Source organism: Paenibacillus sp. FSL M8-0334 (assembly GCF_038000405.1).
Taxonomy (GTDB): Bacteria; Bacillota; Bacilli; order Paenibacillales; family Paenibacillaceae; genus Paenibacillus_AQ; species Paenibacillus_AQ campinasensis.
On sequence record NZ_JBBOCH010000001.1, the window covers coordinates 743,845 to 759,328 of the forward strand.

Genomic DNA, 15,484 nt, shown 5'->3' on the forward strand with positions numbered 1-15,484 from the left:
CAGCTCCTTTATTTATTATCGTTACCTGCCGTTCCGGTTCCCGCCAAACCAGCCGTCATCGCGGTCGTTATGAATCAGTCCGCCTTTGGCACGATACTCATCGGCATCGTTCGCATTCATCGGGAATACGCGGTTAATCCAAGATTCAAAATCGTGAGCCAGCGTTCCTGTCGTGTTCTCAGGACGGTTGTTGTTCGCATATCCTGCCGAATGCTGATAAAAATCAGGATCAGAGGTAACATATACTTGTTTGATGTGTGGGGCTGTCTTCTGGATTTTGGTTGTAATTTCTTGACGCACATGGTCTGGAACTTGATGTTGAGCTCCCATATTATTACCTGTGCCATTAGTACGGGTACCCATAAGGCCATTGCCACGAGCACCGTTCATTCCCATTAGACCATTACCGCGGGTGTTGTTCGCTGTGTCAAAACCAGTACCGCCAAAGCCGCCGCCGTTCGCCGTTCCACGAACCCCGAAACCGCGAGTATCGTTGTTGTTAGCGGTCATTCCGCGCAGCAATCCGACAGTGCCTGTACCCGAGGTTCCAAAAGTGCCGTTGCCGGTTCCAGCTCCGGTATGGTTACGGTTGTTCATTGTACCCACACCCGTACCGGCACCTGTTGTCCCTCTGTTCATTCCATTGACGCCACCGCTAGCACCCGTGCCTAGTCCAGCGCCGTTACCAAGCCCCGCACCATTGCCAGCTCCGGTGCCCATGCCCGTGCCATTGCCCTGATTGGACAAGGCAACATAAGCGCTGCGATTCGTAACAAATACGTGAGCCGGACCTGCCCCGCTGATGTCGGACACCTTCTCAGACAGCTGTCTGCTATATTTCAGGTTCGTCAAATCATGCTGTCCTGCAGTCATACCGCGCGTGTTGTTGTTGACACCGACGCGACCTTGGTTCCCTGCATTGTGCATCTGTGTTCCGTTGCCGTCGGTGTTGCCGCAGCCTGCTACAGCGGCCATGCTCAGCAGCAGGGCTGTGGAGACGGTCAAATGAAGAGCTTTCGATTTGATCATGAATTCATCCTCCATCTCTGTAATAAGTGTATGAACATTGTTTAGGATGACCTCACCGAAAGAGCGGTATGCTGAAAGGTTTTGACATGGAAGCTAAGGGCTTCTTATTTGTACAAAATAAAAAGAAGACCCTGTATCTAGGGTCTTCCTGTATCGTCCATTCCAGTCTTGCGACGAGCGTACTCCATAATATCGGAAAGCGACTGTTCAAACGGGATCCGCGGCTGCCACCCCAGCGTATCCAGTGAACCCACTTGGTCGCCGCTTCTTCCTTTATTAAGAGCGTCTGCGGATAGTGGCGCGCTTTCAGGCCCCCAATCCATCGGGACATCGACCTTGGCTTCAGCAAGCAACTTGGCCGCGATCTCGCCTAATGTATGCTCGCTGCCTGAAGAAATCGGGTATGTTCTTCCAGGCGTGCCCTCGGCAAGCAGAACGGCATAAGCCGCTACAGCATCTCTTACGTCAAGAAAATCGCGGGACTCATGCCTTGAACTAATCCGGAACATGGGCAGCGATTTCCCCTGTTCGCATCCTACCACATAACCCGCAAGCAATGTGCAGAAGCCTGCCGATTCCCCTGGACCGATCAGGTTGGACGGTTCCGCCAGAATGACGGGAAGGCCGTACATGGCATGCCACGCGGTTGCGACCCAACTGCCGAAGGTTTTGCTGAGGCTATAGGGATGCGGCGCCGCCGCCGCCCCTTTGGCCGGATCAATGCTGAGGCGGGAGCCCGCGATCACGATGCCCGCGTCCGGACGATGTTTGCGCATCGCCTCCAGCAAATAGACCGAAGCCATCACATTGCTCTCCATGTAGCTTGCCGGCTTATGCCAAGACTCGGAGGCTGAATTTTTTCCGGCCAAATGCAAAACATAATCGGGACGAGTATGCCGGATCATCTCTTCCACTTGTGTTTGATGATCCAATTGGCAGCCCCAAGGCTTGATGCCTGGCATATCCTCTAAAACCGAGACATGACGGGCAACAGCGACAACGTCACAGCCCTGCTTCGCGAAATATTCGCAGGCGTGGCGCCCCGTGAAGCCGGCTGCACCTGTAATGAGCAGTTTTTTTCCTGTTAATTTGTTTGTTGCCATTCGTACATCTCCTTGAGCATAGCCGGATAATCTGGAACAGGATAGGCGGCATCAAGCCGGGTGCTGCGCAGCGTCCGGTCCTGAACGACATCATCCGTTGGAACGATGATCACGTCATCCTTGCTCCATATATCCTGAAACAATCGCAGCAGCTCATATTTGCTAAGAGGATTCGGCGATGCCAGATGGATCAGCCCCCCGACATCTTTGGTCATATAAAAGTCGATGGCTTTCGCAAGCTCCAGGGTCGTCACGCCGTTCCATTTGACAGCACGATAGCCGGACACCTCACCGCGTTGCTTCATAAACCACTGGAACAGCCCGATGCCGCTTTGGCGGATTTCCGGCCCGATGATGGATGTGCGGATCGTGAGATGATTCGGATCATCGATTTCCCCAAGCGCCTTGGTTACCGCGTAGGCGGACACGCCATCGGGAAGATCATCTTCCCGATAGCCTCCCTTCGTGCCGAGAAATACACAATCCGTGCTGATGTGGATGAGCCTTGCGGATATTTTATCTGCCAAGTAGCGCAGACGATGCGGGAGGAAGCCGTTGACATGATAAGCATTGATTTTGTTCTCCTCAGCCGCCTTGTTCAGAATGCCTACCGCGTTGATGATGATATCCGGTCTGACCATTCTGACCACATGCTCCACCGCATTCATGTCGAGAACATCCAGCACGAGCCCTTCGGGATCATGCATATCCCTGGTCGTGTAAAACACATGATGCTTGCCCGTTGTGCGAAAATATTCAACAAGCACATGGCCTGCCATGCCGTTTCCCCCGAGTACGAGCAGCTTCATGACAGGAAACCTCCTCGTTTCAGAAGCTCCCGAATTTCATCCTTGCTCATTAAATTATGCTCAGAGCTGAAGCTGTTAAAGGAAACTTTCGGCAGGCTGGCATACCGGTCTTTCAGATCCGGAATATCGAGCGTCGGGAGAATTACCAAATATTCTTCATCATACACGACCGTTGTCATGCTTTCAAAATCACTCATCAATATTTCGTGAATCTTCTCGCCAGGACGGGTTCCTGTCTCAACAACCTTCACACCGGACTTCCCGGAATCCTCAATCAACACTTCCGCCAGATCAATAATGCGGCAGGTTGGCATCATCATGACAAATATTTCGCCGCCCACGCTCTCAATGGAAGCTTTAAACAGCAGCTTGATCGCATCCTTCAGCGTCAGGAAGAATCGTGTCATATGCTGATCCGTAATGTTGATTTGCCCTTTCTGCTTGATCTGATTCATGAAAACATGAACGACACTGCCATTTGTACCGAGCACATTTCCGCCACGTACACAGACAAACTTGGTAGTCGGGCTGAGCAAGTTGGCGTATACAATCAGCTTCTCGCCAATCGCCTTCGTCATTCCGTAGAAGTTCGATGGATTGGCCGCTTTATCTGTCGATATATAGATGACTTTTTTAACGTTGTTCTCGATGGCTGCCTCGATTACATGCTGAGTGCCCACGACATTCGTCTTCAGAGCTTCATAAGGATGCTCTTCACACACCGGAACATGCTTCAGCGCCGCCAGATGGAAGACATAGTCCACATCCTGGCATGCAGCCGTCAACGCTTCTTTATCCCGAATATCGCCGATACGGAAGGTCAGTCTCGGATCCTCAAACTCCCGATCCATCGCGACCTGCGTAGCCTCGCTTCTGGAATAGACGATAATCTGCTTAGGGTTCAGCGGGAGCAGCTGGCTGATCAGTTCATGTCCCCAGGAACCCGTACCGCCGGTTACCAAAATCCGTTGATTAGTGAACATTCACTTTCCCTCCAAGCACAAATTTTACAACCGTTCTCGATACATTCTCCGCCATGTACCCTTCCGGACATTTCCAGTCCCGGCTCAGTGTTGTCATCAGCTTCACTGCGCCATGAATGCGCTCTGCGCTCAACCCGGATACGATATTGCTGCCGCAGTCGACCGTTTCCGGACGTTCCGTCGTACGACGAACCGTCACGGTTGGCACATGCAATATACAGCATTCTTCCTGTACCGTTCCGCTGTCGGTGATTGCGCACAGCGCATCCTTCTCCAACCGGACAAAATCAAAAAAACCGAACGGCTCATGAAATTCAATCAGCGGGTGAGGCTTGAGCGGCTGGTCACTCGACAGGCGTGAAGCGGTTCGCGGATGCAGACTTGTAATCAGCCGGCGACCGAACGTTTCGGCGACCATATTCAGGCCGTTCAAAATCTCCCTAAGATGCTCCGGACGGTCTACATTCTCAGAGCGATGGGCGGTGACCAGAAAATAGTCCTGCGGCTTCAAGGACAGCTTCTCCATTACCGTGCTGCTTTGAATGCGAGGCTCATAGTGCTTCATCACCTCATAGATCGGATTGCCTGTCACGACGATCCGGTTGTTCGGAACGCCTTCGCGGAGAAGATGCTGCTTGCTGTACTCCGTATACGGCATATTGATCGAGGACACCGCATCAATGACCTTCCGGTTTTTCTCCTCCGGCACATCCAGGTCAAAACAGCGGTTCCCCGCTTCCATATGCACAACAGGATAGCCCAGGCGCTCGGCCAGCACGGCGCACAGCGCGCTGTTCGTATCCCCCAGAAGCAGCACGGTGTCAGGCTGCTCCTGCTCCAAAATCTGCTCCATTCTGCTGAACATGACAGAGAGCTGAGTGCCAAGTGTTGCCTGTTTGTTCTGCAGCACATAATCGGGACCGCGCAGCCCCAGCTCCTTAAAAAACACGCCGCTGAGCCCAGCCGTGAAATTCTGACCGGTATGCACAAGTACGTGGCGCTCCGCATACTGGTCCAGCAGCGGAATAATAAGACTTAGCCGAATGATTTCCGGCCGGGTTCCAAGTATCGTTAACACTTTCATCTCTGCTTCTCCCTCCTGGCCTGCATCCATAAGAAGTATTGGTATTAAGCCTTTCGCCGCCGGATGGGATGATGGCGACGCTTGCGTGCTCGGGCCTGCGACCGGGCAGGTCGAGTGCGGCTTCTGCGTCTTTCCCTTCGGATATCGTGGCGACGAACGGAATTCCCTTTCCTCTTCTTACGCTTGCCTCTTCTCCCACTGGAAGCGGAAGGCCTCGCCTCAACCTTCGTTCCAGCGGCGACCGGCGGCCCGTGGAACCATCCAGGCTGCTCGGACAGCCAGCGCGCGACGATGGCATTAAGCCGGGCCCGGTAGCCCTCAGGACCGTAGGCAGCCATGACCTGGTTTCGATTGTGCGCGCCTAGGTCCTTCCCTTGATCCGGCAGGTTCAGAATCGTCCTTACCCGATCTGCGAGCATGCCGGCTGAACCAGTCTCAACAAGGAACTGCCCGGAGCCTGCGGCACGTAGCACCTCCCCCAAGCCTCCGGCGTCGTAAGCTACGACCGGCTTTCCGTACAGCAATCCTTCCAGCGCTGTCAGGCCAAAGCCTTCCGGCACCAAGCTTGGAACAACGACGATATCAAGCCCGCAATACACCCTTCCGATGTCGCCTTGCGCCTCAAGGAAAATAAAGCGGTCACTCGCCCCGTACGCCTCAATCCGCTTCTGACACTGCTTCTCATATTCCGGACGAAGCGCATCTCCAACGACGAGAAATACGGCGGCAGGAAATTCATCCTTGATCGATAAAGCCATGTCGATAAAATGGTGTACCCCCTTGCTCTCCATCCGGAAGGAGGTGATCATCCCAATCAGCGGAGCGTGGCTGCCGATTTGAAGCTGGCTGCGAAAAGAGTGCCTCAGGGCAGGCCATTCATCCGGATGATGCTCCTGCTGTTCTCGCCATGACGGAGGAAGGATCGACATTTTGCTCTGTCTGAGTTCAGGCGGAAATCGGGCTGCCACCGCTTCGGATATACAGATCATCCAGCTGCTGTAACGATGGATCAGATCGGTTGCAAGGCTGGTGCTCCCGTTCTGCTCAATCGCCTCGGTCAGCTGCCATATGACCGGAATATCCAGCCGGCGAGCAGCCGCCGCTGGCATAAAATGGACGCAGGTGTTGACAATAACAAGCCTCGGCGCCTCCTCCGCAATCCAGTTCACCAGTTGGCTGAACGCTGGTGAGCTTTGCATCTTCACAGCCTCGCCCGTCAATCCGGGATAGGGGCTGTACATGCGATGGAGCAGCGGCAGCTTGTAAATTTTGACCTCAATGCCGGACTCCCGGGCAAGCGCAGTAAGACGCCCTTCTTCCGGAGCAACCAGAACGCAGTGAAAGTAAGGGAGCAGCTCCTGGCAGAAGAATAGAAGCAGCTTCTCCGCTCCCGTAATGCTTGCAGGATTCGAAACGTGTGAGAAAATGAGCAATTTAGGTTTAAAGGTCATCGGTTAATCCGCATCAGCAATCGCTAGGCATCGGCAGTGCCGGATGCGATTCACCTCCTTATCAGCCAGTTGAACACTTCAATACCAGACACAGGGTGGCTCGAGTTTAGCGCCATCTGTGCCATCTATTTCCTAAGGTCCGTCCCAGCGTCTTCGACTTCCGTCACGGGAAAATGATCGAGAGCATCTGGTTCAGCCGGTGCGCGTAAGTGTGCTCCCGGAAGGTCCGCTCAAGCGCCCGAAGAGCGATCTGCTTTCGTGCAGCCTCATGTACGAGGTAGTACTGAACCTTTTCAAGAAGCTCCTCCTGAGAACTGTAGGTTTCGATCTCGACTCCCGGGGTGTAAAACCGTGCCAAATCATCGCGAACATCGCACAGCTGCAGTGTTGCACAGGCGTTAATTTCAAAGGTCCGCGGATTCGGCGAGGCTGCCGGGATGTTCATTCTGTTCTGATTGATCTCACTATCATCGGGAGCCCGATGCAGGTTGATGACGATTTTAATGTTGTTGTATACGTCCGCTGTTTGGGCAGGGCCCATCCATTTACCGATCTCCATCTTGTTTTTGTACTGTGTATAGCCCGGGAATTTATCCCACCAATTGCCGTTTATGACCGTATTGTGACGCATCAGACGATCCATGATCGGTCTGAAAAATTGGATCCGCTTCGGATATGCTGTACCGACAAAGCCGATTTCCCGGCGCGGAGCCGCCGGCTTCACGACCGGGCGATAATGGACCGGATATGCTCCGAAAGGCAAATAATGCACCTGTGGGCATCCCATATTGCGATAAAAGTCCACACAGTGAATCTCCAGGGTGAACACGTAATCGTAATGAAGCACCCAGCCCACCGTCATGTCCGTATAATAAGGGTCATCCGTCATCCAGACGGCGGTTCTGATGCCCATGGCCCGCACCGCATCCATCTGTTCAGGCGGCAGATACATGCCGTCCAGAACGAGCACAAGATCTGGCATTGTGGTTCTGGCAATTTCGGCTATATTCTCCCTTGCGTTGGACATGGTCAGTTGAGAGACCATCCCTTGCAATGTAGCAGCAATAGCTTCATCAATGGGGGAGTAAGGAAAGCCTTTCCCCGAACCGATAAACAAGACATGCAAATTTCGCAGTGGCGGCGCATAGGCCAGCCGATTCACGATCCCCTGCGCCTTTCCACGGAAATAGCCGTCCTCGTATCCTGCTTGCAGGCCAACACTCCGACCTCGCTGATAGGAGCTGGCTGCGCCGCTGCGTAGCGCTCTTCGCGCCAACAAACCAGGCATTCGTTTCACTCCTTCGTATGATGGTAGTGACTGCTTACTTCCTCGCAGCAGCCTCTTGAACCGAGAGGATATCAAGCAGCCGGGGCAACCGGTGAGCATAGGTATGACGGGACAGAGTGGTCTCAAGCCCCTTCATCGCAATGCTTCTGCGATGCTCCTCATGCGCCAAATAATAGGCCAGCTTGTTCTTTAATTCCTGGACCGATCCGAAGGTCTCGATATCAACGCCAGGGGTGTAATAGACCGACAGATCCTCCCGAACATCCGTAATTTGCAAAGTTCCGCAAGCGTTGATCTCAAACGTGCGCGGATTGATCGAGCGGCCTGCGATATGGAGCGAGTTGCGGTTGTCTTCCCCGTACTCACAAGGTCTGTGCAGATTAATGACCATTTTGGCCCCGTTATAAAATTTGACCGTTTCCGCAGGCGGGATAAATCCGCTATACACAAACGGGGACAGCTCTTTATAACGCGCCAGCCGCTGCCAGAACCCCCCGATGATCCGCACTTTCTTCCCTTTAAGAAAAGGAGCGAGCGCATCAAACAAGGCTGCCCGATTACGAAAGGCGTTGCCGATGAAGCAAATATCGGATTGATACGCTGGACCGGCATGCACCGGGCGGAACAGCTCGGGATGCACGGCAAGGGGCAAGTAATGGACCTGCCTGGCCCCCCGCTGACGGTACAGCTCGACACAGCTGAGTTCATGTGTGAACACATAGTCAAAGTGCAAACACAGCCGGCTCGTATCCTCCGTGAAATACGGGTCATCGACAAACCAGATGGCCGTCCGAATCCCCCTCTCCCGGAGCTGCTGCATCTGAAGCTCGAAATGATCAGGGAATACATGGAGCCCGTTCAGGATCAGAACGACATCCGGCTGCTCGCGTAATGCAAGCTCCGTGATGCTGCCTGGTGTGCCGATGATCAGCTCGCGAACCATAGCGCGAAGACCGCTGATAATTCCATCATCAATGGATTCAAAGCCTTGCGGGATATACACCACTTTCAGATCGTATGATGGGAGAGCCGGGCCTGCGATGCGTTCCAGCAAAGCCTGATACCCTCCCAATCGGTAACCCTCGCGATATCCGGACTGGTAGCCCTCCAGATGTCCTGCTCTTCGTGCCAAACTCACCATCCTCACCTGTCTTTAGCGAGATTTCTAAGGTTCATATAACTATATGCCGCGAGGACGGATGCATCATGGACGGTTGTCTTGGAGAGTGGGAATTTGGCGGATGCCCGTACTTATGCGCTTATGTTCAGCATGCTGGGGAGTTCCGCCGCACGATAAAAAGCGGTCCTTGCGAGACCCGCTCACAAAGACCGCCATATCGTTAAATTCTATGAAACACACTCATTTATTCCGGTGTTGGTTCTTCTTGCACTGACTCCTCCGGCAATGGATGAGGGATTTGTCCATCTTCATAGCCTTGAGAGAAGCCTGTCTTAAAGCCCTCGTCATAGGCTTGGTTAAACCCTTCGCCGTAAGCGGCCGTCGGCTGCGGATACCCGCTTTTCCCTTGTTTCCCAACCGCGCTGCCGTGACGTCTGCCTACCCGGCGCCGTCTGGAATGGGCTGGCTTGGCCACAAGCCGGCTTGCCTTCCGTCTTTTGTGTCTGGTCAGGGCGCCTCTTTTGCCAGCCCCTTTGACCCGTTTCCCATTTCGTACGCCTGATCTGATTTTCATGCTGTTTTCCTCCCCTATAGATCAATGATGCTCCGCGGCGGCTCTGCGCTCCGGCCCGCACGCGGAGGACAACCATGGTGCTGCCGGGCTGCCGGTCTTGATCCGGTTCAGCGAAATGCCTGTCAGCATCTCCGTCATGACAGATTGGTAAGCCGTGAGCACCCGAATATTCTCCGCCAGCTGACGGGCGGTAATGTCCGAATGCTCCGCAATGTCCGCAATGCTGCCCAAGATGCTCGCCAAAGCCTGCTGACTGCTGGCGATCGACGAAATCATGGCGATCTTTGCCGTCTGCTCCTGCTCCAGTCGCGACATCATCCGTCCGATTCTCCAAAATCAAACTCTTCAAAGCCGCCTTCCCCATCCTCCTGATCCGAGGTGCCCAGAATAATCCGCAAATTCCGGCAAAGCCCCGAGCCGATCCGGGTCAGGCCTTCAATCTGCTCCACGATCTGCTCATGCAGAGCCAGCGGTTCCTTCAGCCCCTCTGCTCCAAGAGCTTGGTTGGACAGAACCCATTGGCAAACTTTCTCCGCTTCGACAGCCTTGCCCTCCAGAATAAGAGAGGTTTCACGCTGAATGACAACCGCTGCATCCAGCATCTGCATTAATGATTCCACCTTGCTCAATTTGATTCCCGCCTTTGGTCCCCCGGCCTGTGTTCCGGTTTATTCTTCCTCGGTACCCCCGAGCTCCTTCATGATCACCTGAAGATTGTCAGCAGCTGTCTGCTGAAAATCAGCCATCGCATTCAAGTAAGCTGTAATGCTCTTATTCACTTGCTCCGCCTGTCCCTCCGGCCGCCTCGTTCCGGTTGTTCTTGGCGTCTCTTGGCTCGGCAGGGAATGTATAATTTGAGCCGCCCGAATTGCAGCATGTCGCTGGGCTTCCAGAATTCTCGCCAGCTGCTGCTGGGAACGGGATAGATGCGATAAAAAAGCGTTGACTTGACTCTCCATCCTTAAGCTCACCTTCACTTTAATTTGTTGATTTAGCATATGCGGGCACGCGAGACACGGTGCTATAGCGGTTGGTCGGGCTTCACATTCCCTTGGGCCAGCCTAAATGTGCACCATCCCCCCCCAAATTTAATGATGAAGCACAAGTCCATCCGCCCCGCAGCAGAGCCGATTGGACGACGGAACCTGCAACAGCCATGCCAGCATACTGTTCCGAATGGAGGCCTCAGATTCATTCAGATGGCCATACATACTCAGCGCTTCACGCCGAAGTAACAAGCAGCTCGGCGCTCCCTTGATCACCCCCTCCGCACCCGACGATGGCTTCGGCTCGGCGTAGCCACCCTCCAGACCCAAGGAGTCCTCCGCCCGATATACGGCATGAACGGCATCTCCTTGCTGAAGCCGTGCGGTCATCGGATGAAGCCAGCCTTCCCGGACTGCGGCGCCGGAAGCAAGCACAGCGACCATCTCGCCCCGGGCAGCGCGAAGCGCCTGATTAACGGCCGTGATGATGCTGCCTTCAGATGACTGGATGTACCGGACCGCCGGGCTTCGAGCCAGGTGACGGCTTCCTCCTGCTGCGCCTGAGATGGCAACCAGGAGTTCATAAGGCTGAGGCGTACACGCCTGGAGCTGGCGGATGATGCTGCGATCCGGGATGCTTCCGTCCGCCGGGATAACCAGGCTCACGCCTGGATAGAGGCAGGAGCGATCCTTCCGTCCGTAGCGCACACCTAGTGAATAGCCCGCCCGGAATCCGGCCTCATACAGCTCCTCAGCTGCGGGTGGCAGCCCTCGGGAGGAGCGGGCCCGGTTCATGGCAGAACATCCTTCATACGAGCAGCCGCTTCCTGTAAAGATTCGAATGTTCCGGCATCACACCACCATTTCTGCAGCAGTTCATACTTCAGCTTGCCTTCGGTGGCGTACAGATTGTTGACATCCGTAATTTCAAGCTCCCCCCGCTGGGACGGATGAATTTTGCGGATTTTCTCAAACACCGAATCGTCGTACATGTAGATGCCGGTAACGGCATACTGACTTTGAGGATGCTCCGGCTTCTCCTCGATATACAGCAAGCTCCCGCTGCCATCCTCTGCAAAGACCGGGACCCCGTACCGATTCGGATGATCCTGCGGACTCAGCAGCACCATCGCCGATCCTGCCGGCTGCTTCATATATGAGCGAATATAGGGAGTCAGCTCATCCTGGAACAGGTTATCTCCCAGAAGAACGATGAATTTGTCGCCGGGGGATACAAACCCGTTCGCCAGTTCAAGCGCCTCAGCAATGCCGCCAGCCTGGTGCTGAACCCTGTACGTCAGACTGACCCCGAAATCTTTTCCATTCTCCAAATATTCCGCGTAAAGTCCGAGGGAGCGAGAGCCTGTGATCAGCAGAATCTCGGTCACGCCTGCCTCGCGCAGCTTGCTTATGCCATAAGCGATCATCGGATGCTTCCCCACTGGAAGCAGGTGCTTGTTAATATACTTGGTGAGCGGAAGCAAACGGGTGCCATTCCCGCCAGCCAGCAATATGCCCTTCATGATGCACCACCTCTCTCATCGATGAACTGTAGTGGATCCACCTTCCATTTGTTCAGGAAACGTCTCCGATTACGTTCTACAAGCTCTCTGAATCCGCTTGGGAACCGGTGCCGGAAGCTTGCGCTGCCCTCATGATGAACCAGAACATGATTGGCAACCAGCAATCTGAAGCCTGCAAGACGAGCGCGATAGCAGTAATCGTCGTCTTCGTAATGTCCGGGCGAGTAAAGCTCATCCAGCCATCCTATCCGCTCCATGACAGATCGCTTGAACAGATAACATAATCCGACGATGCGCCTAACTTCCCGCCAGTCCTGAGCCCCCGGCGCGTTCCGGCGATCCGCTTCGGATACAAAACCCGCAAGGTCGCTGTATCCCACCTCGACCTGCTGGATACCGCTAGCATAGTTCGTTACCGGCCCCACAATCCCGACATCCTCGCTGCTGTACAAAGCGTCTATGAGTCCGGATAACCAGCGTGGAGACACGTAGACGTCATTGTTCAACAGCAGAAGATTGTCCCCCCTGGCCGCTCTCATGCCCCAGTTGCACGCAGCGGGAAAGCCCAAATTATGCGGCAGGGAAATCAAGGTCAGCTTCTCCTGGGTGCAGTACGCTCCGGTCCCGTCATGAGAACCATTGTCGACCACTATGATTTCATAAGGGACATCCGTATAGGCTCGAATATGCTCTACACAGGTCCGGAGCAAATGCAGACCGTTATATGTCGGGATAATAATGCTCGTCATTCCGTTCATATCCCATTCCTCCGCAAAGCCAGCTCCTGCCGGGACACCTGTCCCCAGTGCAGACGGCTCCCTTGTTCCTCCATCACTTCCGTTAATGCTTCAATATGATCACCGATAATTTGCCCGGGATCTTCCTGACCGGAAAAGCCGCTTCCGGTTCGTCCTGCTGCATCCACCGCATGAACCGCTTCGATGCGAAGCCCTCTCTGTATCGCTAGCGCCAGCGCCTTCGGCGGAACCGTCAGATTCGCATATCCGATCACATCCATGGCCCGCCTGCTGAGTGCATGCGGTAGCACCGTGAGCGCATTCGCCCCGAGATCATCACGCCCCAGCATCCGGTTAAGAAAGGCCTGGCAGCGAACCGTTTCAGTCTGCTCGGCAAAAGGAGGAAGCTGCGAAGTTATGTCATTCAGGGCAACCTCCACCCCCCGATCCGCCGCAGCAAGAAATCTATATAATTGCGGGGCAGGCACCGGCAAGTCCCCATTCAGGAACAAAACGTAGTCCCCTGTGCTCGCCCTTGCTCCAAGTGCTCTTGCCGTATCCAGACCTGCCTGTTCCGGAAGATGAATAATGATCACGCCCTCTACGGCTCGAGCTGCGCTAAAGCTGTTATCTTCGCTTCCATCCATCACCACAATCAATTCATGAAGCGGCAGCTGCTTCAATTGCTGAAGCATGCTTGTGATCGTTGCCGCATGATTTCTGGCCAAGACAACAGCGGAGACCCGGGCTTTCACCGATGGAAGCGGTCCGGTCCCAAGCCTGCCCTTGCTGCCTCTGGCGCATCCACGCCGGAAGGATTCCGCAAGCTCAGGCAGCCATGAGTTCAGCCGGAGCCCCTGAAGACCGGTGGTGGCAAGCCAGTGTTCAAAAGCGCGCGGAGACAGCCTCCCGCCGCGTCGAAGCGCCCTTCGTCCCGCAGTATATCCGGCATACCAAGCCCGTCGCTGCCAACGCTTCTTCGGCGCGCTCCGGCGCAGGCCGGAGCCCTTAGGGCGTGACTGGCGTGCCTGCCGCTGGCTTCTCCCCCACGTTTTTTTCGTTCTGTTCAGCCGCTTCAATATGCTCACCTCACGAGATCTCGCCGTCTTTCTCCATCGGAAAAACCGCCGCGCGGTCCGCGTTGCATGGCCAATTCGTAGAGCGCCTCCAGATGATCTCCAAGCACCAGCCTCTCCAGCGGATCAGCTCCAGCGGAACGGCCCGGATTCCTCTTGCCCACTTCGACGCTGTGGACCGTCTCTACTCGCAAGCCTCTGCACACTGCAGTTACCATCGCCTTCGGGGGAACAGACAGTGCCTCCGCCCCTATAACCTCCAGCGCCTTCCGGCTTAATGCATGAGGAATTGCCGTCATGGAGGCTCCCATCAGGTCCGATCTTCCGAGCATCGAGTTTAACGTGAATTTTGCGAGAATTACCCGGTGCACAGGCTGTCTGTGAATCGGTCCGTTATAATTGTTTAACGCAACATCCACGCCGGATTGGACAGCGTAGACAAACGGCTTCAACTCTTCAGCAGATATCACCATATCACTGTCAATGAATAGAATAATCCCGCCCTTTGCTTCCCTTGCGCCGATGCTTCGACCGACATCGTGACCGAGCGGTTCGGGAAAGGACAGCACCCTGGCTCCCATACGCGCTGCAATTGCCTCTGTCTGATCCCTGCATCCATTGGCAACGACGATCACTTCCGACTGGGGATGCACCGCCCCTGCCTGGGCAAGAACCGCCCCGATCCGTTCTGCCTCGTTCATTGCAGGGACGACAACCGATACAAGCGGATCTGGATGGTTGCGTATGGGAACAGGTTCCTCCCGCATTATCCCCGACAGTCGAGCAGACTTCCCCGCTTCATCTGCAGATGCTGCCGCACGGGGCTTTTCCCTTTTGATGGCTCGGCTGACAGCGAATGCAGGCTTGGTTGTCAAACGTGCCAATCCTTCGGTTGATCGTACTGACCGCCGTATATACCGCAAACCAGGTTCCTCCCTTCAGCTTTCAGGGTCATTTGCTTGTCGGCAATCTATGCTATATTATGATGTGCCGCTCACGGCGTAACGGCTTCTGTGTAGTTCTTCTCTATGAAAGCCAGCAGAAATGATAAAAAGGCAGGGAGTTGTCTTCTCCCTGCCTCTAACTCATGACCAGCCGACTGCAATCCAGTGCAAAAGCCCCTTCTCTTCCCCCCGAACCCTCTAGTCTGCGGACTCCGACGACCGCTTGCCCCGCCTCTCTGGACAAAACCCAAGCATGAAACCCAGGGCTGCTGCTGGAGCAGATCAGCGTATATTCGTTGTCTGCGTATCGTTTCTCAAACGGAATCGCAATCTCCAGAACTTCCTCATCTGCCGGAAAGGCGAAGTCCATACATCCAAATTGCTGCAGCAGAGGTTTGCCCGCAGCACCCTGTACCGGATTGAACGACAGATGCTCCGGTTCTACAGAAGCGAGAGCGATCTTGGATGTGGTGATCGATTCGGGGGACAGATGGATGCTGTGAACCGCATAGTTTTCAATCGCTTCGCTCCGGACGCTCCGATGCTGGAGATGCGAAGCATTGACCGTGTCCTCATACAGCCTTGCATACATGCGCCTCCTGCCAGGCTCCGCATCAGCCGGCGCCCTGAACCTCCGCTGCTTGGCAGGACCTGCGTGATGCCGGTAAGGTCTTCTGCTGCTTCTTGCCGCAATCCTTCTGGCCTTGTTCAAATGAGCTCTCTCCTTACGCTATATTCGTTGTGACCATCTTATTCCAGGGACAGGGCGCCTGCCAC

18 protein-coding genes are annotated in these 15,484 nt (G+C 54.7%); all 18 read right to left on the reverse strand.

Annotated elements, in window-relative coordinates:
* Positions 1 to 21: 21 nt before the first annotated feature.
* Positions 22 to 1,029 (reverse strand): YhcN/YlaJ family sporulation lipoprotein, encoded by a 1,008-nt coding sequence (locus MKX64_RS03330; RefSeq protein ID WP_095266790.1) that lies wholly within the window; start codon positions 1,027 to 1,029, stop codon positions 22 to 24.
* 137 nt (positions 1,030 to 1,166) lie between these two features.
* Positions 1,167 to 2,132, reverse strand: coding sequence for an NAD-dependent epimerase/dehydratase family protein (locus MKX64_RS03335; RefSeq protein WP_341035326.1), 966 nt, complete (start codon positions 2,130 to 2,132; stop codon positions 1,167 to 1,169).
* Positions 2,114 to 2,941 carry an SDR family oxidoreductase gene (locus MKX64_RS03340; protein WP_341035327.1) on the reverse strand — a complete coding sequence of 276 codons (828 nt, stop codon included), beginning with the start codon at positions 2,939 to 2,941 and terminating at the stop codon, positions 2,114 to 2,116. Before MKX64_RS03340 ends, MKX64_RS03335 begins: the two co-directional genes overlap by 19 nt.
* Complete coding sequence (locus MKX64_RS03345) at positions 2,938 to 3,924, reverse strand: polysaccharide biosynthesis protein (RefSeq protein WP_095266783.1); 987 nt, start codon at positions 3,922 to 3,924, stop codon at positions 2,938 to 2,940. Before MKX64_RS03345 ends, MKX64_RS03340 begins: the two co-directional genes overlap by 4 nt.
* The gene (gene wecB / locus MKX64_RS03350; protein WP_095266781.1) at positions 3,914 to 5,008 is read right to left on the reverse strand and encodes a non-hydrolyzing UDP-N-acetylglucosamine 2-epimerase; all 1,095 of its coding nucleotides are present in this window, start codon (positions 5,006 to 5,008) and stop codon (positions 3,914 to 3,916) included. Before wecB ends, MKX64_RS03345 begins: the two co-directional genes overlap by 11 nt.
* A 44-nt stretch (positions 5,009 to 5,052) precedes the next feature.
* Positions 5,053 to 6,459 (reverse strand): glycosyltransferase family 4 protein, encoded by a 1,407-nt coding sequence (locus MKX64_RS03355; RefSeq protein ID WP_155618573.1) that lies wholly within the window; start codon positions 6,457 to 6,459, stop codon positions 5,053 to 5,055.
* Between the two features lie 163 nt (positions 6,460 to 6,622).
* A complete protein-coding gene (locus MKX64_RS03360; protein ID WP_341035329.1) occupies positions 6,623 to 7,747 on the reverse strand; it encodes a glycosyltransferase family protein in 1,125 nt (374 codons plus the stop codon).
* A 34-nt stretch (positions 7,748 to 7,781) separates the two neighbouring features.
* Positions 7,782 to 8,888: a CgeB family protein gene (locus tag MKX64_RS03365; protein ID WP_095399157.1), complete on the reverse strand. Its 1,107-nt coding sequence runs from the start codon at positions 8,886 to 8,888 to the stop codon at positions 7,782 to 7,784.
* A 223-nt stretch (positions 8,889 to 9,111) separates the two neighbouring features.
* Positions 9,112 to 9,441 (reverse strand): hypothetical protein, encoded by a 330-nt coding sequence (locus tag MKX64_RS03370; RefSeq protein ID WP_095266773.1) that lies wholly within the window; start codon positions 9,439 to 9,441, stop codon positions 9,112 to 9,114.
* 21 nt (positions 9,442 to 9,462) lie between these two features.
* Positions 9,463 to 9,759 carry a hypothetical protein gene (locus MKX64_RS03375; protein WP_095399159.1) on the reverse strand — a complete coding sequence of 99 codons (297 nt, stop codon included), beginning with the start codon at positions 9,757 to 9,759 and terminating at the stop codon, positions 9,463 to 9,465.
* The gene (locus MKX64_RS03380; RefSeq protein ID WP_230875781.1) at positions 9,756 to 10,049 is read right to left on the reverse strand and encodes a hypothetical protein; all 294 of its coding nucleotides are present in this window, start codon (positions 10,047 to 10,049) and stop codon (positions 9,756 to 9,758) included. The genes MKX64_RS03375 and MKX64_RS03380 overlap by 4 nt, the downstream gene beginning before the upstream one ends.
* Positions 10,050 to 10,109: 60 nt before the next feature.
* On the reverse strand, positions 10,110 to 10,400 hold the full coding sequence (locus tag MKX64_RS03385; protein WP_095266768.1) for a nucleoside-diphosphate sugar epimerase: 291 nt from the start codon (positions 10,398 to 10,400) through the stop codon (positions 10,110 to 10,112).
* 129 nt (positions 10,401 to 10,529) lie between these two features.
* The gene (locus MKX64_RS03390; RefSeq protein ID WP_095266766.1) at positions 10,530 to 11,222 is read right to left on the reverse strand and encodes a glycosyltransferase family A protein; all 693 of its coding nucleotides are present in this window, start codon (positions 11,220 to 11,222) and stop codon (positions 10,530 to 10,532) included.
* Entirely contained in the window at positions 11,219 to 11,950 is a 732-nt protein-coding gene (locus MKX64_RS03395; protein WP_095266765.1) for a sugar phosphate nucleotidyltransferase, read from the reverse strand. The genes MKX64_RS03390 and MKX64_RS03395 overlap by 4 nt, the downstream gene beginning before the upstream one ends.
* Positions 11,947 to 12,708, reverse strand: a complete 762-nt coding sequence (locus tag MKX64_RS03400) for a glycosyltransferase family 2 protein (RefSeq protein ID WP_095266764.1) — start codon at positions 12,706 to 12,708, stop codon at positions 11,947 to 11,949. Before MKX64_RS03400 ends, MKX64_RS03395 begins: the two co-directional genes overlap by 4 nt.
* The gene (locus MKX64_RS03405) at positions 12,705 to 13,766 is read right to left on the reverse strand and encodes a glycosyltransferase family 2 protein (RefSeq protein WP_341035330.1); all 1,062 of its coding nucleotides are present in this window, start codon (positions 13,764 to 13,766) and stop codon (positions 12,705 to 12,707) included. The genes MKX64_RS03400 and MKX64_RS03405 overlap by 4 nt, the downstream gene beginning before the upstream one ends.
* A 5-nt stretch (positions 13,767 to 13,771) precedes the next feature.
* Complete coding sequence (locus MKX64_RS03410) at positions 13,772 to 14,638, reverse strand: glycosyltransferase family 2 protein (protein WP_341035331.1); 867 nt, start codon at positions 14,636 to 14,638, stop codon at positions 13,772 to 13,774.
* Positions 14,639 to 14,843: 205 nt separating this feature from the next.
* Positions 14,844 to 15,419, reverse strand: a complete 576-nt coding sequence (locus tag MKX64_RS03415; protein WP_341035332.1) for a WIAG-tail domain — start codon at positions 15,417 to 15,419, stop codon at positions 14,844 to 14,846.
* Positions 15,420 to 15,484: the final 65 nt, after the last annotated feature.